The organism is Sphingopyxis sp., assembly GCF_050725615.1.
Lineage (GTDB): Bacteria > Pseudomonadota > Alphaproteobacteria > Sphingomonadales > Sphingomonadaceae > Sphingopyxis.
In genome coordinates, this window is record NZ_JBOHHU010000048.1 from 1 (window position 1) to 23132 (window position 23132).

Sequence of the window (23132 nt, forward strand, 5' to 3'; positions counted from 1 at the left end):
CGCCGGCTCCATGCGGTGCGCGCCGAGACATAACCGTCGAAATCGATGCGCGGCAGCCGCGCGCGGGCGGCGACCGCCAGCCGCTCCATCACCGCCTCGTCGGTCTTTGCTCCGCGCCGCGCCCGCGCCGCCTTTTCGCGAAAGCCGGCATCGGCGCTCTGGATCCACTGGCTCGGCCGGGTCCATTGCGCGCGCTCGGTCTCGGTCAGCGGCAACTCCGGACCGCAATCGCGGCAGATATCGACCTGCCAGACGTCGCCTTCGCGCCGCACGCGCTGCTCACCGGTTTCGGGAAGGACGATCGCAACCTCGGCGGGGGCGCCGAAATCATAGCGAATCTGCCCTAGCGCGGCGCGCTGCGTCATATGGACGTTGGGCCGATATTGTTCGTGCGCGACGACACGGCCGCGCGACAGCATATCCTCTTTGGTCAATGGACTGTCGTCGGGGCGGTAGGAGCGCGCGCTGCCGAGCAACGGCTGCCGCGCCTCGACCAGCCGGCCCTGCGCATAGGACAGCCAACGCACCGATTGCAGCCGCCCGCCGCGCGACAGCGTCAGCACATAGGCATGATCGGCGTCGGTCCGTTTCGCCAGCGCCAGCGCGACCGGGCGGAATTGCAACGCGACAGGGTCGAATTCGGCGATCGACCAGCTCCGCGCGGCGGCGGGCTCGTTCATCAGCGGCGCCAGCGCATCGGGATCGCCGATCGGCAGCGCCGGGATCGGCGCGCTGACCGGATGACGCTCGCCGCCGCCCACCGCCGCCCCCCTGAACACCCCGCCCGCGCGTTCGAGGTCGACGGTGAGCACCCGGTCGTCGATGCTGCGGCGCCACTGCCAGCGCTGCGGCGCCCCCTGTTCGTCTAGCTTGATGTGCAGCGTTTCGCTGAATTGGGTCGGGCCATGGCCCGAGACCGTGAAGGCGGACTCGACCTGACGAACGCTTTCGCTGCCGCCTGCGGTTGCCGTCGCGCGTTCGTTCTGGTGGCCGATCAGCTGGTCGCTCTCGCCGCGGATCGCGATCGCCACCTCGCCGCCCGCCGGAGCCTGCGCCTGCGCATCGCTGGCTACCGCGCCCAGCAAGGCGAATCCGGCCAGCGTCCCCATCCTCACCATCGCCGCCTTCGCCACCACCCGCTTTTTCATCCTGTCGATCAGCTCCCGTGCCCTTGGTCGCGGTGCCCGGCGCGACTGTCAAAGGAAAAGGCGGCCGCCGATATGGGCTGGATTCGTGGCCGGAAGACGCGCAGACGGATGGCCATGCGAACCCTATTGATCACCGCCGCCCTCGCAGTCTCGTTCGTGTCCGGCGCCGTCGCGCAGGCGCCCGACCTGATCGGCGAATATCGCGTCGCCGAGGGCCCCGATGTCGGCGGCGGATTGCTCATCGGTCCCGATGGCACATTCCAATATGGCCTGTTCGCCGGCGCGCTCGACGAGCATGCCGAGGGGCGTTGGGAGCGACAGGGCGACGCGATCTGCCTGTTCACCGAGCCCAAGCCGGTGCCGCCCGCGTTCGAAAAAGCCGAACCGGTCGATGTCGACGGGGCGCAGCCGACGATCCTCGCCACCTGGCCAAGCGGCGAAGGGATTGCGGGGGTCACCTTCACCATCGGTTTCGACAGCGGCGATCCGATCGAGGATTATACGCAGAATTACGGCTGGACGATGCCCGAGGACGATCGCCGGATCCCGCGCTGGGTCGAAATCCGCGAGCCGATCTACGATATCACCGCGCCGCGCTACGATCTGGGACCGGCGGACAAGGGGCGATTACATGTGCGCCTGATCCCCAATGATATCGGAGTGTATGATTTCAACGGGGCGTGCCTGACCGCCAGCGACGACGGCGTCGTCCTCCGCCGCCCCGACGGCGCGTTGCGCTTCGCGCGCATCCGGGACGGGAGCGACTGAGCCCCCATCCCCTCTTGCACTGACGCCTCAAATCGGTCACAACTTTACGTGAACGTAAAGGTAAACTTACGAGAGGATATCTTCCCCATGACGACCCCGACCTACGAGATGATCAAGCTCGAGATCGCCGACCATGTCGCGACGATCACCCTCAATCGCCCCGAGCGGCTCAATTCGATGCCGCCCGCGATGGCCGACGAGATCCGCGACGCGCTCGATCACCTGCCCGTCCTCGGCGCGCGCGCGCTGCTGATCACCGGCGAAGGGCGCGGCTTCTGTTCGGGGGCCGACCTCGGCGGCGACCGCGCCGCATCGGCCGTCGGCGGCGGCGCCAACAGCCGAAAGGCGCTGCGCAACCATTATAACCCGATGCTGCTCGCGCTCGCCAATCTGAACATCCCGGTCGTCACCGCGGTCAACGGCCCGGCGGCGGGCGTCGGCTGCAGCTTCGGCCTGTCGGGCGACTTCACGCTGGTCGGCAAGTCGGCCTATTTCCTCCAGGCCTTCGTCAATATCGGGCTGGTGCCCGACGGCGGTTCGTCCTGGCTGCTGCCGCGCCTGATCGGCCTGCCGCGCGCGACCCAGATGATGATGCTTGGCGAAAAGATCGGCGGCGAACAGGCGGCCGAATGGGGCCTCGTCTATAAATGCGTCGAGGATGCGGACCTGATGACCGAAGCGCGCGCGCTCGCGACGCGGCTGGCGAACGGCCCGACGGTATCGCTGGGCACGATGCGCAAGGTCCTGCGCGACGGCCTGTCGCAAAGCTTTGCTCAGACGCTCGACGCCGAGGCGATGGGGCAGTTCATCGCAGGCAACAGCGAGGACGCCGTCGAGGGTGTGCTGGCGTTCGTCGAGAAGCGCAAGACGGCGTTCAAGGGGAAGTAACGGAATAAACCCTCCCCTTCAGGGGAGGGCAGCGAGACTTGCGAACTTGTTCGTTAGTCGCAGCGGGTGGGGGCCAGCAGCCTTGCGCTATCTCGATAGCCCCACCCCAACCCCTCCCCTGAAGGGGAGGGGCTAGCGGTCCCTACTCCGCTGCTTCCTCGACCATCACCTTCTTATAGATGCTGGTTTTCGGGTACGAACAAATCCGCATCACCATCGGCTCGAAAAATTCCAGCGGTTCGCTGTCATAATCGGGGTCGAACGCGGGCGCGTCATATTTCTCACAGAACTCGGCGCAGGCGGCGGCATAGGGGCTGTCGCTGAACTGGTCGCGCATGTCGCGGTCGAGGCCGATATAGTGGAAGAAATAATGGCCCTGGAAAATCCCGTGGTGCTGGACGATCCACAGATTTTCCTCGGACAGGAAGGGCTTCAGGATCGCCGCCGCCACGTCGGGGTGGTTGAACGCGCCGAGCGTGTCGCCGATGTCGTGAAGCAGCGCCATCACGACATATTCCTCGTCGCGCCCGTCGCGGTGCGCGCGCGTCGCGGTCTGCAGGCAATGTTCGAGCCGGTCGACCGGAAAGCCGCCATAATCGCCGCCGAGCAGTTTCAGATGCTCGAGGATGCGCTTGCCATTCTGCGGCGCGAATTCCTTCTGTTCGCGCGCGATGATGTCCCAATCCTGCTGCGTCCCGTCGATCATCGACCGGAAGGTGGCGTGATCGTGCGTCATATCGGTCATGGCAGTCGCTCCCAATTGTGTTTGGGCGAGTGTACGTCATTCGTTGCTGTTTGCAACTTCATAGGGCGCGGGGCGCGACGCCCGCCCCTCATTCGACGGCGAAGGTGACCCCATATTTCAGCGCTTCGCTCTGCGTCAGGCAGCGGCGGGTCGACTTGTCCTCGTCGGTCGCGACCGCCTGTTGCCGATACATGATGTCGGTCAGCAATTTGCGCGAGACCCCCATCTTGATCAGGAAATCATTGTCCTCGCTCGCGAGCAGCGCCGAATCCTGCTCGATGCCGCCGATCAGTTCCTTGGTCGCGTCGGTGCCCATCGCGACGCTCATGTCGATCGCCGCGCGGTCGCCGGTGCGGGTGAACATATGCACCATGAACACCCCGCCGGGGTCGATGACGCGCGGCTGGCCGCCCATGAAGATGAAGTTGCAGGCGCTGAAACAGGTCCAGCCGCTCGGGATGCGGGTGCCCAGGCCCATGTTCGAGCGGATGATACGCCCCGCCGCATTGCCGGCGCGGGCGTCGCCGCCGGGCGAGCGCAGCCAGATTTCGGCGACGTCGGGGTTCGCTTTCAGCGCCGCCGCCAGACGATCGGGAAGCCCGGAGTCGACGCGGCCCTCGGCCAGCATCACCTTCATGTCGCCGCGCTTCTCGACCTTCAGCGTCATCGTCGTGTTGGTGGTCCAGTTCGGAACCGCCGGGCAGGTCGGGTTCGCAGGGTCCATCCCCGACGCCCCGGTCAGGCCGAGCAGCGCCACGGCGCCGCACGCCAGCCGGGGGAATTTACGCCGCCAGGACATAACGCGTGTCGCCCGGCCCCTTGCACATGCGCTTGCTGACCTGCGTCTCTTCGCCATCGACGATGATGAAGTCGTTGACGTTCATGCATTTGCGCCCGCCGCCCTCGGTGCTGACCGACGCCACGGTCGACGACCCGCTGACATTTTCGCGCGTGGCGCTGGTCCAGTTCGACGTCGCGCCGACTTCCTCGCCGCGCGTTACCTCCTCGGTCGCCGCCGCCGCCTGCAACTGTTCGCCCGGATCGAGGCGGCAGGCGATCGCATCGGTCAAGGTTCCCGCGACTTCGGCGGTCGGCAGATAGCTGCCGAAACCGGTCTTGCCCGCCGCGTCGCCCATCGCGTCGCTCAGGATGCCGCCCAGGATCTTGCGACCCGTGCCGCTGCCCTTCTTGCCCTTGGGACAGCCGCCATTGTCCTTTTCGCTCGTGCTCGGCGTCGGAGTCGGCGACGTCACCTTGCGCAGCAACCCGCCGAACTGCGCCTGCGCCGGCGCCACCGCCAGCAAACATGCGGCCAAAACCGCCGGCGCTGCCAAAATTTTCCGCATTCGATCCACTCCACGCAACGATCGCCCGCATCGGGCTTCCCGCGACCCCAGTAGCGACCGGTCATGCCACCCGCTGTGATTTTCATCAACTCTTGGTCGAATGTCATCCAGACAGGTTGAATTAGGGATGAATATGTCACACAGCATGACACATGCTGTCGCAAAAGACCCGCTATACGATCCGCGCCTTTCAGCACCTCGCCGACCATTGGGGCAAGGGGCAGGTCCAGCTTGCGGATATTGCGGAGGCGCAGAATATCCCGCCGAAGTTCCTGACCGTGATCCTGTCCGAAATGGCGCGCGAGGGCCTGTTGCTGTCGCAGCGCGGGCGCGACGGCGGCTATCAGCTCGCGCTGCCCCCGGTCGACATCAGCTATGGCGACCTCGTCCGCCTGACGCGCGGCTCGCTGGCGCTCGTTCCCTGCGCGGCGCGCAACGCGCACGAGCATTGCAAGAATTGCCTGCCCGAATCCGAATGCCGGATGCGCAGCCTGATGCTGAAGGTCCGCGACGATACCGCCGCGATCCTCGACCGCATCACCCTCGCCGATCCGATCGCGATGGAACCGATCTTCGAGACCGAAGCCGCCGAATAACCGCGAGACCGGCGTCGACCAGCGGCGCTGCGACGAGTGGCGATTTTGAGGTGGGAAGCGGAGGTGGCTCTCCCCTCCCGCAGGCGGGAGGGGTTGGGGGTGGGCTAGCAGCGTTGCGGCCTGCCCACCCCGCTGCGACTAGGGCGCAAGCGCCCAAGTCTCGCTGCCCCTCCCGCCTGCGGGAGGGGGACCAGCCCAATTCTTCAACATCGCGTTTCGCCCGCTACCCGTCATCACGCCGTCGCATTTTGTCGCGGGGGATGGGCAATAAAAAAGGCCCGCGTCGGCGGGCCCTTTTAGAGGAAATGGTGGAGCCTAGCGGGATCGAACCGCTGACCTCCTGCATGCCATGCAGGCGCTCTCCCAGCTGAGCTAAGGCCCCACAACTTCGTGACCGCGTCCGGGTGACTGCGATCGGGTGGCCGCCTTTAGCAGTGCCGGCGACCGATGCAAGGGGCCAAATGCATCTGACGATGCCTTTTTGGCCCTTGCCGTGAAAAATCAGGTTTCGACGTCGTCGTCGTCCGCCGTCGCCACGCCCAGATCGTCGTCACCGCCGAGGTCGACGTCGTTATCGGGCGAATCGCTGTCCTCGTCGACGTCGACGTCCAGATCCAGATCGTCGTCCGCCTCGGGTTCCTTGGCGACCTTGCCGGGCTTTTCGATTTCCTCGAACGGCATCGGCTGCTTCGATTTCAGCACCGATTCCGGGATCCAGGCATAACCGCAGTTGATGCACGCGACCGGATCATCCTTGGTCAGATCATAGAATCGGGTGGCACATTTCGGGCAGCTACGCTTCGTGCCCCATTCAGCCTTAATCATAAACGCCTCATAACCTTCTGGAAACATCATAAAATATCGGAAAAAGGATGGCTCCGTCGCGGCAATCCATCAAATCGGCGTGCGCCTTGCCAGATTGCAAGGCCGCTGTCAAAAGCCGCACGCCATGACCGATCAAACCGCCACGCCGCGCGCCTTTTCCGCTTCCGTTCCGCTGCAAGGTAGGATCGCGATCCCGGGAGACAAGAGCATCTCGCACCGCTCGCTGATGCTGTCGGCGCTGGCGGTTGGCGAAAGCCGCGTCACCGGGCTGCTCGAGGGGCATGACGTGCTCGCGACCGCCGCCGCGATGCGCGCCATGGGCGCCAGCATCGAACGGCGCGACGGCGAATGGCGCATCCATGGCGTCGGGGTCGGCGGACTGCTCCAGCCGCGCGAAGCGCTCGACATGGGCAACAGCGGCACTTCGACGCGCCTGCTGATGGGCCTCGTCGCCAGCCACCCGATCACCGCCACTTTCGTCGGCGACGCCAGCCTGTCGGGCCGCCCGATGGGGCGCGTCATCGACCCGCTGAGTCAGATGGGCGCCGATATCACCGCCTCACCCGGCGGCCGCCTGCCGCTGATGCTGCGTGGCCTCGCCCCGGCCATCCCCTTCTCCTATCGCCTCCCCGTCGCCTCGGCGCAGGTCAAGAGCGCGATCCTGCTCGCGGGCCTCAACACGCCGGGCATCACCGAAGTGATCGAGCCGGTGCCGACCCGCGACCATAGCGAGCGCATGCTCCAGGGCTTTGGCGCCGACCTGACCGTCGAAACCGATCGCGACGGCACGCGGTACATTCATATCCGCGGCGAGGCCGAGCTCAAACCGCAGACGATCGTCGTTCCCGGCGACCCCTCGTCGGCCGCTTTCTTCATCGTCGCCGCGCTGATCGTGCCGGGCTCCGACGTCACCATCGCCAATGTCGGGCTCAATCCGACGCGCGCCGGGCTGGTCGAGGTGTTGCAGGCGATGGGCGGCGATATCGCGTTGCTCGACGCCCGCACCGTCGGCGGCGAACCGGCGGCCGATCTGCGCGTACGCCACAGCATGCTGAAGGGCATCGACGTCGATCCGGCGATCGCGCCGAGCATGATCGACGAATATCCGATCCTCTTCGTCGCCGCCGCGCTCGCCGAAGGGCGCACGACGACGACCGGCCTCGACGAATTGCGCGTCAAGGAAAGCGACCGCCTGGCGGTGATGGCGACCGGGCTCAAGGCGATCGGCGTCCGCGTCGAGGAGAGCGAAGACGGGCTGATCATCGACGGCAGCGGCGGCGACCCGCTCGCGGGCGGTGCGGCCATCGCCGGCCACCTCGACCACCGCATCTGCATGAGCTTCGCCATCGCCGGCCTCGCCAGCAAGGCGCCGGTGACGATCGACGATATCGCCCCGGTCGCGACGAGCTTTCCGAATTTCGAGGCGTTGCTCGCGAGCCTGCAGCAATGATCGTCGCCGTCGACGGCCCCACCGCATCGGGCAAGGGCACGATCGCCCATGCCCTCGCCGCGCATTTCGGCCTGCCCGTGCTCGACACCGGGCTGCTCTATCGCGCGGTCGGCTATCAGACACAGCTCGACCATGGCGATGCCGACAACGCCGCCGACGCGCTGGCCGCCTGCGCCTTTCCTGACGCCCTGCTGGCCGATCCCGCGCTGCGTTATGAAACGACCGGCGGGCTCGCGAGCCGGGTGTCGGTCCACCCACAGGTGCGCGCCGCGTTGCTCCAGCGCCAGGTCGATTTCGCCAACCAGCCCGGCGGCGCGGTGCTCGACGGACGCGACATCGGCACCGTGATCGCTCCGCACGCCGACGCCAAGCTGTTCGTTACCGCCAGCGCCGAGGAACGCGCGTGCCGCCGCTTTGCCGAGATGCAGGCCCGCGGCGTCGACATGACCTATGCGGTCGTGCTCGCCGACATCCACGCCCGCGACGCCCGCGACACCGGCCGCGCCGACGCGCCGCTGCTGCGCGCCGATGATGCGATGCTGCTCGACACGACCGCGATGGACCGCGACGCCGCGATCGCCGCCGCCATCGCCTTTGTGGAAGAAAGGGTCAGGCGACCCAGCTGATATCGGGCAGCGCGGCGGGCTTCGGCTGCGCCGGCGCCATATGATAGACGCAGGTCTCGCCGACGCCTTTCAGCATTTCCAGATGCGGCGCGCCGATCACCCTGTCGACCACAGGTCCGCTATGGACGCCGAGGCGCCGTGATACGGAGAAGGCCAACCTCTTACCACGCGGTTTACTGCGGTTTCCGGCTTGCTACCGAGGGGCTTACCCCCTATATGCGCGCGGTCCGACGGGCGTTTTCACCGGTCGAGGCACGGACAAACCGCCGCTTGATCCAAGCGTCGGGCGTGACGGGGCACCCTCGTCGCGCCCTTTTTGCTTTGCCCGCACCTCGCCGTGAACGTCCCAAGGATGCTGCGTCCGCATTCGGCGGGCATGGCATATCGGCCATTAAGACCAGCGGATCCAACCGCTTGGCCGGAAACATGAAGTAAGGAAACACATCTATGGCCACTACGGCTTTCCCGACGCGCGACGATTTCGCCGCGATGCTCGACGAATCGCTTGGTGGTGCCGACGGCGGCTTTGAAGGCCGCGTCGTCAAGGGCACCGTGACCGCGATCGAAAACGACCTGGCAGTGATCGACATCGGTTTGAAGAGCGAAGGCCGCGTGCCGCTTCGCGAATTCGCCATGCCGGGCCAGAAGGCCGACATCAACGTCGGTGACGAAGTCGAAGTCTATGTCGACCGCGTCGAAAACGCCAATGGCGAAACCATGCTGTCCCGCGATCGCGCCCGCCGCGAAGCCGCCTGGGACCGTCTGGAAGAAGAATTCAACAAGGAAGCCCGCGTCGAAGGCGTCATCTTCGGCCGCGTCAAGGGCGGCTTCACCGTCGACCTCGGCGGCGCCGTGGCGTTCCTGCCCGGCAGCCAGGTCGATATCCGCCCCGTGCGCGACGTCGGCCCGCTCATGGACCTGCCGCAGCCCTTCCAGATCCTGAAGATGGATCGCCGCCGCGGCAACATCGTCGTGTCGCGCCGCGCCATCCTCGAAGAAACGCGCGCCGAACAGCGCTCGGGCCTGATCCTCAACCTCGAGGAAGGCCAGATCATCGAAGGCGCGGTCAAGAACATCACCGACTATGGTGCGTTCGTCGACCTCGGCGGCATCGACGGCCTGCTCCATGTCACCGACATGAGCTACAAGCGCGTCAACCACCCGAGCGAAGTCATCAACATCGGTGACACCGTCCGCGTCCAGATCATCCGCATCAACCGCGACACGCAGCGCATCAGCCTCGGCATGAAGCAGCTCGAGAGCGATCCGTGGGAAGGCGTCGCCGCCAAATACCCGGTCGGTGCGAAGCTGTCGGGCGTCGTCACGAACATCACCGACTATGGTGCGTTCGTCGAGCTCGAAGCCGGCATCGAAGGCCTGGTCCACGTCAGCGAAATGTCGTGGGTCAAGAAGAACGTCCACCCCGGCAAGATCGTTTCGACCAGCCAGGAAGTCGACGTCATCGTCCTCGAAGTCGACAGCGACAAGCGCCGCATCTCGCTGGGCCTCAAGCAGGCTCAGTCGAACCCCTGGGGCGCGTTCGCCGACACCCACCCGGTGGGCTCGGTCGTCGAAGGCGAAGTCAAGAACGCGACCGAATTCGGTCTGTTCGTCGGCCTGCCCGGCGACGTCGACGGCATGGTCCACATGTCGGACATCGCCTGGGGCATCTCGGGCGAAGAAGCGCTGCACCTCCACCGCAAGGGCGAGGCCGTGCAGGTCGTCGTTCTCGACGTCGATGTCGAGAAGGAACGCATCAGCCTCGGCATCAAGCAGCTTGAAAAGGGCGCCCCGGCCGTTGGCGGCGGTGCCGCTGCGGCTGCCGGTTCGGTGAAGAAGAACGACGTCGTCACCGTCACCGTCCTCGAAGTCCGCGACAACGGCCTCGAAGTCCAGGCCGGCGACGATGGCGCCACCGGCTTCATCAAGCGCGCCGACCTTGGCCGCGACCGCGACGAACAGCGCGCCGAACGGTACCAGGTCGGCCAGAAGTTCGATGCGATGGTCATCGGCTTCGACCGCTCGAAAAAGCCGAGCTTCTCGGTCAAGGCGATGCAGATCGCCGAAGAGAAGCAGGCCGTCGCGCAGTACGGTTCGTCGGACTCGGGTGCGTCGCTCGGCGACATCCTCGGCGAAGCGCTGAAGGCCGGCAAGAAGAGCTGATCCAGCCCTTCCTTACCGAAATGAGACAGAAGGCCCGCTGGATGCGTCCAGCGGGCCTTTTGATTCGGTGATATATTTTGCGCGTCTGTTGATTCATGTTAATCTCGCGCCGCGTTGGGAGGGGTCTCACGCATGGAGCCGGCAACGACCGGTAGCCTGCATCCATGGGGTGCGCGTCAACGATAGGGGAAGCCATGATCCGGTCAGAACTGGTTCAAAAGATCGCCAGCGAAAACAGCGACCTACGCCTTGAAGAGGTGGAGAAGATCGTCGATGTTTTCTTCGATTCCATCGTGGACCAGTTGGCATCGGGAGGCCGCGTCGAGTTGCGCGGCTTCGGTGCCTTCTCGACCCGCGGTCGCGAGTCGCGCACGGGCCGCAACCCGCGCACCGGCGCGGCGGTCGATGTGCAGGCCAAAAGCGTGCCATATTTCAAGCCCGGCAAGGAAATGCGCGAGCGTCTCAACGACTGAGATTCCGTTACGGGATCAAGGCTTTCCTGTCGTCGCCTGGGTGGCGGGCGATCGCCGATTCGCGCGCGCCGCTCATGCTGCGGGGGCGGCGGGTCGGCATCGCCTTGTGCCGCCCGGCATGGCGCGCCGAGGGCAGCTTCGCGCCGGCTCAGTTCTTGAGGCGGTAGCCCGTCCGGAATACCCAGAAGATCACCGCCAGGCACAAGGTCAGGAACAGCGCCACCGCGCCCATGCTGACCTCGATGCCGACATCGCCCTGCCCGAAAAAGGTCCAGCGGAAGCCGCTGATCAGATAGACGACCGGGTTGAACAGGGTGATCGTCCGCCACGCGGCGGGCAACATGTCGAGCGAGTAGAAGGCGCCGCCGAGGAAGGTCAAAGGATAGACGACGAGCAGCGGGATGACCTGCAGCTGTTCGAAGCTTTGCGCCCAGATGCCGATGATGAAGCCGAACAGGCAAAAGGTCACCGCCATCAATATCATGAAGGCGACCATCCACAGCGGATGCGCGACCTGGACGTCGACGAACAGATGCGCCGTGGCAAAGATGATCGAACCGATGATCACCGACTTGGTCGCCGCCGCGCCGACATAGGCGATCACCGTCTCCAGCGGCGACAGCGGCGCCGACAGCATCTCGTAGATCGTGCCGGTCCATTTGGGCATGTAGATGCCGAACGACGCATTGCTGATACTCTCGGTGAACATCGTCAACATCATCAGCCCAGGCACGATGAAGGCGCCATAGGGCACGCTGCCGACCTCGCTCATCCGGCTGCCGATCGCCGACCCGAAGACGACGAAATACAGCGCGGTGGTGATCACCGGCAGCGCAAGGCTGGTCCAGAAGGTGCGCCCGAAGCGCGCCAGTTCGAACAGATAGATGGCGCGCACGCCGCGCCAGTTCGCGGTCATGCCGCAGCCTCCTTCGCGCCGTTGGATGCGTCGTTGGATTCATGGACGAGCCCTACGAAAATATCCTCGAGCGAGCTTTGCTTGGTGTGCAAATCCTTGAACCCCACCCCGATGTCGCTCATCCGCCGCAGCAGCGAGGGGACACCCGTCGCCTCGGCCTGGCTGTCGAATTCATAGACCAGTTCATGCCCGTCGCCGGCGAGCACGAGCTTCCAGTCGGCGAGATCCGCCGGCACCGCCTGAAGCGGCTCGGCGAGATTGAGCGTCAGCGTCTTGCGCCCGAGTTTCTTGATCAGCGCATGCTTCTCTTCGACCAGGATCAGCTTGCCCTTGCTGATCACCCCCACCCGGTCGGCCATTTCCTCGGCCTCTTCGATATAGTGGGTGGTCAGGATGATGGTGACGCCGCGTTCGCGCAGGCCGTGGACCATCTGCCACATGTCACGGCGCAGCTCGACATCGACCCCGGCGGTCGGTTCGTCGAGGAACAGGATTTCGGGTTCATGGCTCAGCGCCTTGGCGATCATCACGCGGCGCTTCATGCCCCCCGACAATTCCATGATCTTTGAATCGCGCTTGTCCCACAGCGACAGGTCGCGCAGCAGTTGCTCGATGAATTGGGGATCGCGTTTCTTCCCGAACAGGCCGCGCGAGAAACTGACCGTCGCCAGCACCGTCTCGAACGCGTCGGTATGCAGTTCCTGCGGCACCAGCCCGATCATCGACCGCGCGGCGCGGTAATCGCGGGCATGGTCGTACCCGGCGACGGTCACCGTGCCGCTGGTCGCGGTGACGATGCCGCACACGATGCTGATCAGCGTCGTCTTGCCCGCGCCGTTCGGCCCGAGCAGCGCAAAAATCTCGCCCTTGGCGATGTCGAGATCGACGCCCGCAAGCGCGACATGGCCGCTCTTATACGTCTTGCCGAGCCCGGCGATGGTCAGAACAGCTTCCATGGTCGCCGCTCTAGCCGACCCGCCGCAGCCGGTGAAGCGACAAACAGCGCTTGACCTCTCCGCGCGCCTCGGCTTGACCGACAGCGGCGTGCGGACGTGGCGAAATCGGTAGACGCAGCAGACTTAAAATCTGCCATCCTCTGGATATCCGGGTTCAAGTCCCGGCGTCCGCACCAGCCCGCGAACACATAAGTTCGGTGCAGCGATCAACGCCATTGGAGATGCTGCTGAATCGCGCTATCCCTAGGCCGGGTTTAAACCGAAATTCAAGCGAGGCCACCCGATCGGGGACAGCCGATGCAAGATTATCACGCCGCCGAAATCAAGGCCAATCTGGGCATCTTTGCGCGCGAAGCTGGCGCCGAACCGGGCCAGGTGATGGCTTTCAAGGTCCGACAGACGCTCGACCCCCAGGGCGCGTCGAGCAACCGGTTCTTCTATTCGGACGACTATGACGAACTTGCCACCGCGCTCAAGCTTCCCGAGCGCCGGATCGGCATGTATCAGGGAAGCGGGTCGCGCTATCTGGCCGTCGATGCCGTCATCGTCGAGCATGAGACGGGCCCCGAACTCATAATCTTCGTCTCGCACATCGCCAGCGCGGTCGATCCTTTTGTGACTTTGGTGGGCGCTGCTGGCATCATCCTCGGCATGGCCCGCTGGGTGCGAACGAAACTCGAGACCGCGCGGAAGCGCCCGCCTCCGTTCCCGGCCTATAAAGATGCAAGGTACATACGCATTGAACGCCGTCGCATTCGCCCCGACGGAACCGTAGATGTCGTGGTGCTCGCGACCAACGCGGTCGACGGAAGCTTTGATGTCGAGGCGATCAAGACACAACTGATTGCCGGGTTCAGGTCAGACTGAGACAACGAAGGTTCAGGATAGGACTGGAAGCGATAAAGCTCTGCCCCAGATCGGCGGAAGCTCGCAGAGGTGAGCCTCCTGTTGGAGCACGGTCCCGGCGTCCGCACCAGCCATCCTGGCCTTCCCTCTTCGGCGATCGCGGTGCGTTACCACCCTTCCGGTTTCGCGCGGCTTGGCTATGATGCCCGCCCATGCCTTCAAAAATCGCCACCCCCATGATCACCCGGATCGGTCGGATCGCCGCCAGCGGCCTGCTCGTGCTGAGCCTGACCAGTTGCGGCCTGTTCGGCGATCGCGGACCGGTCCGCATCGCGGCGATCGGATCGCTCAACAGCGCGACAAGTCCGATCAGCGGCGAACTGTCGGCGGCCGACGCCGCGCTGCTCGACGCGACGTCGCAAGGACTGGTCAGCTATGATGGCGAGGGTCAGATCGACATCGGCCTCGCCGAACGCTGGACAGTCACCGCCGACGGCCGCAGTTATGTCTTTCGCATCCGCGAGGCGAAATGGTCGAACGGGCGCAAGGTCACGGCGGCGGACGTCCAGAAAATCCTCGAAGGCTATCTGGCGCCGCGCAGCAAGCATTTGCTCAAGGACGATTTTCCGGAGATCGAGACGATCCGGGCGATGACCGACAGCGTCATCGAGATTCGCCTGTCGGTGCCGCAGCCCGGCATGCTCGAACTGCTTGCACAGCCGTCGATGGCGATCGTCAATCGCGGCCTCGGCTGGGGCCCGATGCGTTCGAAGCGCGTCGGCCGCACGATGTTGCTGACCCCGGTCCCCGATCCGCTGGCCGAAGACCCGGAGGCCGCCGAAGCCGCCGCGACCGATCCGGCCGCGTCGATCGAACTCACCGGCAAATCGGCGGCAGCGGCGCTCGCGCGCTTCAACAACGGCTATGCCGACGGCGTGATCGGCGGTCGCTTCTCCACCCTTCCCTATTTCGCCGCATCGAACATCGGACGTTCGCGGCTTGTCGTCGATCCGGTTCCCGGACTTTTCGGGCTCAGTATCGTCGGCACCGACGGCTTTCTCGGCGTCCAGGCCAATCGCGAAGCGCTGTCGCGCGCGATCCGCCGCGACCGGCTGGTCGGCGCCTTCGGGCTTCAGGAATGGCAGTCGCAAGTCACGATGCGCCCCGACCTTTACACCCGCGACGCCGGACCGCCGCCGCTCCTCCCCGCCTGGGCCGACCATCCCGAGCGGCTGCGCTTCGAACAGGCGAAGCGCGCCGTCGATGCCTGGCGCGGTGGCGGGCATACGATCGAAACCTTGCGCATCGCGGTGCCCGATTCGCCCGGCGGCCGCATATTCTATGCCTATGTCGCCGCCGACCTGGCCCGCATCGGCGTGCCCAGCCGCCGCGTCAGCCTGACCGCCCCCGCCGAGCTGCGGCTGATCGACGAAGTGATGCCCAATGACGATGCCTTGTGGGGCTTGCGCCGGCTGTCGTGCCGCGCCGACACCATCTGTCACCGCGACGCGCAGGAGGCGATCGACCGGGCCGGTGCGGCGACCAACGCCGCCGATCGCGCGCGGCTGATCGGCGAAGCCGAGGAGCTGCTCGCCGGCTATTCGCCCTTCATCCCGATCGCTACCCCGCTGCGCTGGTCGGTCGCGTCGCAGCGGCTGACCGGGCTGCGCGCCAACAGCCGCGCCCAGCACCCCTTGAATCATCTGATTGCCCTACCCAACTAATACACCAGTATTTTGGCGCGCTCACCGTCGAGCGCGACAGGAAAGGACCCCGATGGCCCCTTCGACGCCCGATACCGACGCGCTGTTCGACGCGCTGATCCAGAATCGCCGCGATCCCGCCGCGCTGCGCAAGCGCGTCGAGACGCTGGAAATCATCCTCGAGCGCAGCTTCGTCATCCCCGGCATCAACCGCCCCGTCGGCCTCGATGCGATCGTCGGGCTGGTTCCCGTCGTCGGCGACGTCATCGCCGCCGTGATGGGCGCCTATCTGATCTGGGAGGCGCGCAACCTCGGCATGCCGAAATGGAAGATCTGGCGCATGGTCGGCAACCTCGGCATCGATACGACGCTCGGTGCGATCCCGCTCGTCGGCGATGCCTTCGACTTCCTGTTCCGGTCGAACACGCGCAACCTGAAGATCATCAAGAAGCATCTCGACAAACATCATCCGGGCACGATCATCATCGATCAATAAGCGCGGGGTCGGCCGCCGCCCTTTCCTCCGGCTGTCTGATGGTGCTAGCACAGCGCCACCCGACAATTTCCCGGAGACGAAGATGATCCGCACCGCGCTCGCCGCGTTGGCCCTGAGCTGTTCCCTTGCGGCCGTCGCCGCCGCGCAGGAGGCCGAACCCGCGCCGCCCAAGGCCGTCGCTCCCGAACCCGCCGATCCCTATCTCTGGCTCGAGGATATCGAGGGCCCGAAGGCGCTCGATTGGGTCAAGGCCGAAAATGCCGCGGCCGACCAGCTGATCCTGTCGCGCCCCGGGTTCGAGGCCGACCGCCAGCGCGCCCGCTCCATCCTCGACGACGACCGCCAGATCGCGATGCCCGGCGAGGTGATGGGCGATGTGATGACCGGTTTCTGGCGCGACGCCGCCAACCCGCGCGGCATCTGGCGGCAGAGCCCGCTCGATGCCTGGCTGGCCGGCAAGCCGGTGTGGACCACCCTGATCGACGTCGATGCGCTCGGCAAGGCCGAGAAGCAGAGCTGGGTGTGGCATGGCGCCGACTGCCTCGCCCCCGACTACAAGCGCTGCCTCGTCGCGCTGAGCCCCGGCGGCACCGACGCCGACATCGTCCGCGAATGGGACCGCACGACCGGCGCTTTCGTCGAAGGCGGCTTCGCGCTGCCGCTCGCCAAGAGCAGCGTGACGTGGGAGGATGCCGATCATCTACTCGTCGCGACCGATTATGGCGAAGGCAGCATGACGACCTCGGGCTATCCGCGCATCGTCAAGCGCTGGGCGCGCGGCACGAAGCTGGCCGATGCCAAAACATTGGTCGAGGGCGAGACCGGCGACGTCGGCATGGCCGTTGGCGCCGAAATGGACGGCGACACGCGCTGGCCGGTCATCAGCCGCAACAAGAGCTTCTATACCACCGACGTCTATATCCCGAACGGCGACCGCTCGGCCTACACCCGCACGATCATCCCCGAAACCGCCGAACTGCGCGGCGTGATCGACGGGCAGGCGATCATCTTCCTCAACGATCCTTTTGCCGATTTCACGGCGGGCTCGCTGCTCGCGCTGCCGCTCGACCTGATGGCGCGCGGCGACCAGGTGCCCTTCGTGCCGGTGATGGCGCCGACCGCCAGCCAGGCTATAGAAAATGTCGCGGCGGGCGACGATGTGCTTTGGGTCAAGGCGCTCGACGACGTCGAGGGCAAGCTGTTCGCGCTGCGCCGCGACCAGCCCTATGGTCGCTGGAGCCAGAAGGAGGTGCCGCTCGCCGCCAATGCGACGGTGCAGATCGCGGGCATGGTCGGCAAACGCGACCTGCTGCTCGCGACCGCCGAGACGATGCTGCAACCGCCGACGCTCTATGCCGTTCCCGAAACCGGCGCGCCACAGACGATCCAGAGCCTGCCCGCGCAATTCGACGCCAGGGACATGAGCGTCGAAAAACGCTTCGCGACGTCGAAGGACGGCACGAAAATCCCCTATTTCCTCGTCCGCAAAAAGGGCGCCAAGGCGGCGACCCCCGCGTTGATCCACGCCTATGGCGGGTTCAAGGCGGCGCAGACCCCCGGCTATCTCACCGGCCAGCCCTATCGCGCCGGGCCGCTCGGGCTGTTCTGGGTCGAGGACGGCAATGCCTATGTCCTCGCCAATATCCGCGGCGGCGGTGAATATGGCCCGGCCTGGCATCAGGCCGCGCTCTATGAAAAGCGCCAGAACAGCTTCGACGACCTGCACGCGGTCGCCGAGGATCTGGTCGCCACCGGGGTCAGCAAAAAGGGCAAGATCGCGATTTCGGGTCGCTCGAACGGCGGCGTCCTTGTCGGCGCGGCCATGGAGCAGCGTCCCGACCTGTATGGCGCGGTGATCTCGGGATCGCCGCTCAAAGACATGCGGCGCTTCAACAAATTGCTCGCGGGCGCGTCGTGGATGGACGAATATGGCAATCCCGACGATCCCGCCGACTGGGCCTATATCTCGAAATATTCGCCCTATCAGAACATCAAAAAGGGCGTGAAATATCCGCCGATCTTCCTCTACCTGTCGACCAAGGACGACCGCGTCCACCCCGGCCATGCGCGCAAATTCGCCGCGCGGCTGAAGGAACTCGGCAACCGCGTCTATTATCACGAATATCTGGAGGGCGGCCATTCGGTCGGCGCCGACCATGCCGAGGATGCGATCCGCGCCGCGATGCTCCACGCCTTCCTGCTGCGCGAACTGGTCGAGAAGAAATGACCAGCCCGGTCAGCCTCATCCGTAAGGGGTGACCGGGCGGTCGAGACGGCCGCGCGCCGACCGATCCGAATTATTTCCGCCGGCCTGTCCGGTTCGGCGGCCCTTCTGCGTCTAGCCTTATGTCGGGTGACGCGGCGCCGATCTGCGCCGCCAGCCCGGCGAGCGCCACGGCCGCGTCCGCGCGGTCCGATGTGCCCGAGGACATGCGCGGACCCAACCACGCGCAGCCTCATGGGTCGGGGTACGAACCTGCCGAATTTCGGCATATCCCGAGAAAGGACGCCATCATGGCTCGTGAACCAATCGTCATCCGCAAAGACGCTCCCCCCATCCTCGATCCGCGCCGCATGTTCCGGCGCCGGCGTATCAAGACCAGTCCCGGCGAAGGCGCCGGACTGCTCGCCTTCATCCTCGATCGCTACGCGCGCCAGTCGCCAGGGTGTTCGCGCCGCGAACTGGCGCTCGCGGCGCGGATCGACGAACTGCGTCCCGATGCCCGCGCCCAGCTTGACGAAGCATTGGTCAAATGGCGCGCGCTCGACGCGATCGAGAAACGCCGGTTGTTTGGCGGCTTTGGCGGAACGACCGAAGTCGATGCCGCGCTCGACGACCGTGACTTCATGGCCGAAGCGCGCCGCGTGTGGCGCAACCGGCTGGTCGAACTGCCGACCGGGATCAGCGTCGATGCGCGCACGGCCGGCGCGATGCGGCGCGGCAGTTTCGAGCTGCCCGACGACGGAAGCGTCGGCAACGGCGTCGTCATCTCCCTGCCCGCCGCACCGCCGGTCCAGCAGACGCTGGGGGGCAGCGGCCCGCTCTACCGGGTCGAATTCGCCGGCATCTATTGCCAGAAGGAGACGAGCTGGGACATGGGATCGCCGCACGACGAGGTCTATTGCTCGTTCAGCATGATGGGGTTCGAAGCGCAGAACTGGAGCGCGCGATCGGCGGTCTATGACAAGATGGACAGCGGCGACGACTGGCGCGCCGAACCCGACGGCCTGACGCTCTATGGCCCCGCCTCGGCGCCGGCCGACGGCCCGCTTTCGCTCGCGACGCTGATGACCGAAAACGACTATGGCGACCCGAACAAGGTCGCCCAATTGTGGCACGATGCGGCGACGGTCGCCGCCTGCATCGCGAAATACGCCGTCGGCGTCTCGTTCGAGGGTGCAGTCGTCGGCGCGGCGGCGCGCCTTTTCGACTGGCTGTTCGATTTCGGCGACGATGATCTCGGCCATGGCCAGGTGATGCTGACCGAGGAAGGCATGGCCTATTATGCCGCCCAGCCGCTGACGCACTTCAAGATCCAGATCAATTATCATTTCTGGATTTTCCATACCGACGGCGACGCCAAATATTATTCCTTCTACCGCGTGGCGCGCCTCTAGGGTTTCCGGCACGGCGATCGCCAAAAGAATGGCGCGGGGGCCGACCGCCTCCGCGCCATTATACTATCGGAAAGGAACCAGTTACGCCGGCAACCAGTCGACCGGCGGCGTGCGGTAGTTAACAGCCTAGTAATGATTCGATTTATCTGGGACGATAGCTTGGCTGCGCGAGTCGCGGCCGTTGGCGTCGATGCCGGACCAGGGCATATCGGCCAATCTGTCAGGCGGGGGGGCTAGCATGAAACTCGAGGGATTCGACGCGATCGCATTGGGCGGTCAAGGTGGCAGCACGGCAACACCGGGCGGCGCGGGGAACACATCACTCGCGTCCGAACCCGTCTTCACGGTCGGCTGGGGCGATTCCGGGTTTTCGGTATTGGCGACGAACCTCTCGACGCTGACCTCGGCCGGCATGGTCGCGGCGGGCGCCAATTTCGACAAATTGCAGTTCGGCCTTGGCGAGCTGTTCGCCGAATCGAGCCTGAGCGTGATGGGGCTGGACGCCGCAGCACGCACCGGCGCGCTCGCCGATTTTCAGAGCAGCAACAGCATCGCGCCGATCTCTGCCGGCTATGTCGCCATCGATGCCACGGCGCTCGACGGCAATGGCGCCGCCTTGCTCGCACAGCTCGAAGCGCTCGGTTTTCAGGGCGGCATTTCCTATGGCGCGCTCGTCGGCGGCTATATTCCGCTCGACGCGATCGACGACCTGGCCGCCCTCGCGAACCTCAATTTCGCGCGGCCCGCCTATTCGACGAGCTTCGCCGGTTCGGTGCAGAGCCAGAACGTCTTTTCGGGCAATGCCGACGTGGTGCAGAACAACTATGGCCTCACCGGCGCGGGCGTGAAGATCGGCTTCATCTCGGACAGTTTCAACACCGCAACGCTGACCACCGGCGGCGCCACACTGAACATCCATTATGCGGACGACATCGCCAGCGGCGATCTGCCTGCGGGGGTCGAGGTGCTGCTCGACAGCAGCCTCGCCAGCAACCGCGACGAGGGCCGAGCAATGATGCAGCTCGCGCATGATATCGCGCCGGGCGCGACTTTGTCCTTTCACACCGCGCAGGGCGGCCAGGCGGTGTTCGCGGCGGGCATCCAGGCGCTGGCCGATGCGGGTGCGCAGATCATTGTCGATGACATCATCTATTTTGCCGAGCCGATGTTCCAGGACGGCATCATCGCGCAGGCGGTCGATGCGGTGACCGCGGGCGGCGTCCAATATTTCTCCTCCGCGGGCAACCAGGCGCAGCGCTCCTATGAATCGGTGTTCCGGGATTCAGGCGAAACCTTCACGTCGACCAGCGGCACCGTGTATCGCCTGCATGATTTCGATCCCGGCGCGGGGGTCGATTCGACCCAGTCGATGTCGCAGACCGGATCGGTCATCTATGACCTGCAATGGGCCCAATCCTTCTTCTCGGCGAGCGGGGTCGGCGGAAATTCCGACCTGGCGTTGATCTTTCGCCAGACCAGTGGCGCGGTGATTACGATCATCGACACGAACAATGTCGGCGCCGACGCCATCGAGCTGGCACAGCTCAACGGCAGTGGCGGTTTCACGCTCTCGATCGGCGTCAAGACGGCCGCGCCCGATCCGACGGTGATCAAATATGTCACCTTCGGCGGCACCTGGACGCCGGGCGAATATGCCACCAACAGCTCGACCTCGTTCGGCCATTCCAATGCCGCCGGTGCAATCGGCGTGGCGGCGGCGGACTGGTTCAACACCCCCGCCTTCGGCCAGACGCCGCCGCTGGGCGAAAGCTTCACCTCGCGCGGCGGTCAGAAAATCTATTTCGACACCGACGGCAACGCGCTCGCCACGCCCGAGGTCCGCACCACCGTCGACATCACCATGGCCGACGGCGGCAACAACACCTTCTTCGGCAGCGACATCAGCAGCGACGCCGACACATTGCCGAATTTCTACGGCACCTCGGCGGCGGCGCCCAATGCGGCCGCGATCGCGGCGCTGTTGTTGCAGGGGTCGCCGACCGCGACCGATGCGCAGATCCAGGCCGCGCTCGAATCGACCGCGATCGATATCGAGGCGCTCGCGACCGGTCGCCCGACGCACAATATCGGCGTGCTCACCGGCACGGGTTACGACGTCGACACCGGCTGGGGGCTGATCCAGGCCGATCGCGCGCTCGAGGCGCTGATCGGCCCGCGCGCGACGGCGGTCGGAGAAACGACGCAAGTCCGGGAAAATGTCACGGTCAGCGGCAACCTGCTGACCAACGATATCGTCGCCTCGGGCGGCCAGCAGGCGGCGGTCTTCAAGGTCAACGGCCAGGCCGTCTCCTTTGGCACCCCGATCACCCTGGCATCGGGCGCGCTGGTCACGGTGAACGCCAACGGGACCTATACCTATGATCCCAACCACAAGTTCGACTATCTGATCCGCAACGTGCTGGCGCAGCAACTCGGCGCGTCGAACGGCCTTGCCACCGACACCTTCACCTACACGCTGGTCGGCGGATCGACCGCCACGGTCAGCGTCATCGTCCGCGGTCTCGAAAGCGCCGGCGACCAGCTGCATGGCAATAGCGCCAACAATGTCATCTCGGGCACCTCGGCGACCGATGTCTTCATCCTGTCGCAGGGCGGCGACGACAGCGCATCGGGGCTCACCGGCAACGACATCTTCTACTTTGGCAGCGCCTTTACCGCAGCGGACCGGATCAACGGCGGCGCCGACATCGATTTTCTGGTGCTGCAGGGCGACTACAGCGCCGGGCTGACGTTCGATGCCGCCAGCCTGACCAGCGTCGAGCGGCTCGATGTCCTGTCGGGCAGCAACACCAGCTATGGCGACACCGCGGGGAACAGCTACAGCTACAAGATCACCACCGTCGACGGCAATGTCGCGAGCGGACAGCGGCTGATCGTCGATGCCAAGGACCTGGGCGCGGCGGAGACGCTGACCTTCGACGGCTCGGCCGAGCTCGACGGCACCTTCGTACTCCGCGGCGGTGCGGGCGCCGACGTCCTGACCGGTGGCCATGGCAGCGACCAGATGTCCGGCCGCGGCGGCGCCGATATTTTCGGCTTCTTCCACGGTTCGGGTTCGGACTCGATCACCGACTTTCTCTCGGCGACCGACCGGATCGATCTGTCCAAGGTGGGTTTTGAAACCTATCAGGCGGTGATGGACGCCACCACCGACGTCGGCGGCAATGCCGTGATCGATCTGGGAGGCGGCGACCTGGTGACCGTCCGCGGAGTGACCAAGGCGCAGTTGCAGTCGGGCGACTTCATCTATGCCGTCCCGGCGCAGGCGGCGGCGACGGATGGCGGCCTGACCGGCCTCGCCTGGGATGACGCCCTGTTTTCGACCCAAGCAGCTCCCGCCATGGCCGGAGGCGCCCTGTTGTCGCGGGACTTTGGCGGGTTTGACGGCTTTGGCGGGTTCGACGGTGCGCACGATCACGGAACCGACTGGCAGGTCGGATTCCAGCACCACGACATCAACCTGTTCTGACACGGCGGGGCGCCGATTGCGGCGAACCGGTCAGCAGGCAAGACCCGGCCCGTCAGGCGCGCGACCCCGCCTGACGGGC

General features: G+C 65.5%; 21 protein-coding genes and 2 tRNA genes. 14 read left to right on the forward strand and 9 right to left on the reverse strand.

Features of this window, described 5'->3' with window-relative positions; all coding sequences use genetic code 11:
• A partial coding sequence (locus tag ACREB7_RS12335) for a hypothetical protein (RefSeq protein WP_431592572.1) occupies positions 1-1148 on the reverse strand: 1148 nt, incomplete at its 3' end.
• 114 nt (positions 1149-1262) lie between these two features.
• Between ACREB7_RS12335 and ACREB7_RS12340 the strand changes: the two genes are divergently transcribed.
• Together ACREB7_RS12340 and ACREB7_RS12345 are read left to right on the forward strand one after the other, a co-directional pair.
• The gene (locus ACREB7_RS12340; protein ID WP_431592573.1) at positions 1263-1916 is read left to right on the forward strand and encodes a hypothetical protein; all 654 of its coding nucleotides are present in this window, start codon (positions 1263-1265) and stop codon (positions 1914-1916) included.
• 87 nt (positions 1917-2003) lie between these two features.
• On the forward strand, positions 2004-2804 hold the full coding sequence (locus tag ACREB7_RS12345; RefSeq protein WP_431592574.1) for an enoyl-CoA hydratase-related protein: 801 nt from the start codon (positions 2004-2006) through the stop codon (positions 2802-2804).
• Between the two features lie 142 nt (positions 2805-2946).
• Here ACREB7_RS12345 and ACREB7_RS12350 read toward each other — a convergent pair whose 3' ends face one another.
• The 3 genes from ACREB7_RS12350 to ACREB7_RS12360 form a co-directional block, all read right to left on the reverse strand.
• On the reverse strand, positions 2947-3549 hold the full coding sequence (locus tag ACREB7_RS12350; protein ID WP_431592575.1) for an HD domain-containing protein: 603 nt from the start codon (positions 3547-3549) through the stop codon (positions 2947-2949).
• An 88-nt stretch (positions 3550-3637) separates the two neighbouring features.
• Positions 3638-4348, reverse strand: a complete 711-nt coding sequence (locus ACREB7_RS12355) for a hypothetical protein (protein WP_431592576.1) — start codon at positions 4346-4348, stop codon at positions 3638-3640.
• A complete protein-coding gene (locus ACREB7_RS12360; RefSeq protein WP_431592577.1) occupies positions 4332-4895 on the reverse strand; it encodes a hypothetical protein in 564 nt (187 codons plus the stop codon). Before ACREB7_RS12360 ends, ACREB7_RS12355 begins: the two co-directional genes overlap by 17 nt.
• Before the next feature lie 152 nt (positions 4896-5047).
• Here ACREB7_RS12360 and ACREB7_RS12365 point away from each other — a divergent pair, with 152 nt between their 5' ends.
• Positions 5048-5491, forward strand: a complete 444-nt coding sequence (locus ACREB7_RS12365) for an RrF2 family transcriptional regulator (RefSeq protein ID WP_431592578.1) — start codon at positions 5048-5050, stop codon at positions 5489-5491.
• 306 nt (positions 5492-5797) lie between these two features.
• On the opposite strand, the gene ACREB7_RS12370 is transcribed toward ACREB7_RS12365, so the two are convergent.
• Together ACREB7_RS12370 and ACREB7_RS12375 are read right to left on the reverse strand one after the other, a co-directional pair.
• Positions 5798-5873: transfer RNA gene (locus tag ACREB7_RS12370), tRNA-Ala, on the reverse strand.
• Between the two features lie 119 nt (positions 5874-5992).
• Positions 5993-6316, reverse strand: coding sequence for a TIGR02300 family protein (locus ACREB7_RS12375; RefSeq protein WP_431592579.1), 324 nt, complete (start codon positions 6314-6316; stop codon positions 5993-5995).
• 124 nt (positions 6317-6440) lie between these two features.
• On the opposite strand from ACREB7_RS12375, the gene aroA reads away from it, so the two are divergent.
• Positions 6441-7766: a 3-phosphoshikimate 1-carboxyvinyltransferase gene (gene aroA / locus ACREB7_RS12380; protein ID WP_431592580.1), complete on the forward strand. Its 1326-nt coding sequence runs from the start codon at positions 6441-6443 to the stop codon at positions 7764-7766.
• A complete protein-coding gene (locus ACREB7_RS12385; RefSeq protein ID WP_431592581.1) occupies positions 7763-8392 on the forward strand; it encodes a (d)CMP kinase in 630 nt (209 codons plus the stop codon). Before aroA ends, ACREB7_RS12385 begins: the two co-directional genes overlap by 4 nt.
• Here the strand turns inward: ACREB7_RS12385 and ACREB7_RS12390 are convergent.
• The gene (locus ACREB7_RS12390) at positions 8376-8504 is read right to left on the reverse strand and encodes a hypothetical protein (RefSeq protein WP_431592582.1); all 129 of its coding nucleotides are present in this window, start codon (positions 8502-8504) and stop codon (positions 8376-8378) included. The genes ACREB7_RS12385 and ACREB7_RS12390 overlap by 17 nt on opposite strands.
• A gap of 335 nt (positions 8505-8839) precedes the next feature.
• On the opposite strand from ACREB7_RS12390, the gene rpsA reads away from it, so the two are divergent.
• Both rpsA and ACREB7_RS12400 read left to right on the forward strand, forming a co-directional pair.
• On the forward strand, positions 8840-10555 hold the full coding sequence (gene rpsA / locus ACREB7_RS12395; protein ID WP_431592583.1) for a 30S ribosomal protein S1: 1716 nt from the start codon (positions 8840-8842) through the stop codon (positions 10553-10555).
• A gap of 194 nt (positions 10556-10749) precedes the next feature.
• The gene (locus ACREB7_RS12400; protein WP_431592584.1) at positions 10750-11028 is read left to right on the forward strand and encodes an integration host factor subunit beta; all 279 of its coding nucleotides are present in this window, start codon (positions 10750-10752) and stop codon (positions 11026-11028) included.
• Positions 11029-11176: 148 nt separating this feature from the next.
• Here the strand turns inward: ACREB7_RS12400 and ACREB7_RS12405 are convergent, their stop codons facing one another.
• Together ACREB7_RS12405 and ACREB7_RS12410 are read right to left on the reverse strand one after the other, a co-directional pair.
• Positions 11177-11944 carry an ABC transporter permease gene (locus ACREB7_RS12405; RefSeq protein WP_431592585.1) on the reverse strand — a complete coding sequence of 256 codons (768 nt, stop codon included), beginning with the start codon at positions 11942-11944 and terminating at the stop codon, positions 11177-11179.
• On the reverse strand, positions 11941-12900 hold the full coding sequence (locus ACREB7_RS12410) for an ABC transporter ATP-binding protein (protein WP_431592586.1): 960 nt from the start codon (positions 12898-12900) through the stop codon (positions 11941-11943). The genes ACREB7_RS12405 and ACREB7_RS12410 overlap by 4 nt, the downstream gene beginning before the upstream one ends.
• Positions 12901-12990: 90 nt before the next feature.
• On the opposite strand from ACREB7_RS12410, the gene ACREB7_RS12415 reads away from it, so the two are divergent.
• From ACREB7_RS12415 to ACREB7_RS12445, 7 genes are all read left to right on the forward strand, one after another.
• A tRNA-Leu gene (locus ACREB7_RS12415) sits at positions 12991-13076 on the forward strand.
• 121 nt (positions 13077-13197) lie between these two features.
• Entirely contained in the window at positions 13198-13767 is a 570-nt protein-coding gene (locus ACREB7_RS12420) for a hypothetical protein (RefSeq protein WP_431592587.1), read from the forward strand.
• Positions 13768-13982: 215 nt separating this feature from the next.
• A complete protein-coding gene (locus ACREB7_RS12425; protein WP_431592588.1) occupies positions 13983-15470 on the forward strand; it encodes an ABC transporter substrate-binding protein in 1488 nt (495 codons plus the stop codon).
• 52 nt (positions 15471-15522) lie between these two features.
• Positions 15523-15945, forward strand: coding sequence for a DUF4112 domain-containing protein (locus ACREB7_RS12430; RefSeq protein ID WP_431592589.1), 423 nt, complete (start codon positions 15523-15525; stop codon positions 15943-15945).
• An 82-nt stretch (positions 15946-16027) separates the two neighbouring features.
• Positions 16028-18172 (forward strand): prolyl oligopeptidase family serine peptidase, encoded by a 2145-nt coding sequence (locus ACREB7_RS12435; protein WP_431592590.1) that lies wholly within the window; start codon positions 16028-16030, stop codon positions 18170-18172.
• 287 nt (positions 18173-18459) lie between these two features.
• Complete coding sequence (locus ACREB7_RS12440) at positions 18460-19563, forward strand: hypothetical protein (protein WP_431592591.1); 1104 nt, start codon at positions 18460-18462, stop codon at positions 19561-19563.
• A 238-nt stretch (positions 19564-19801) separates the two neighbouring features.
• Positions 19802-23053 carry a S8 family serine peptidase gene (locus ACREB7_RS12445; protein ID WP_431592592.1) on the forward strand — a complete coding sequence of 1084 codons (3252 nt, stop codon included), beginning with the start codon at positions 19802-19804 and terminating at the stop codon, positions 23051-23053.
• Positions 23054-23132 lie beyond the last annotated feature (79 nt).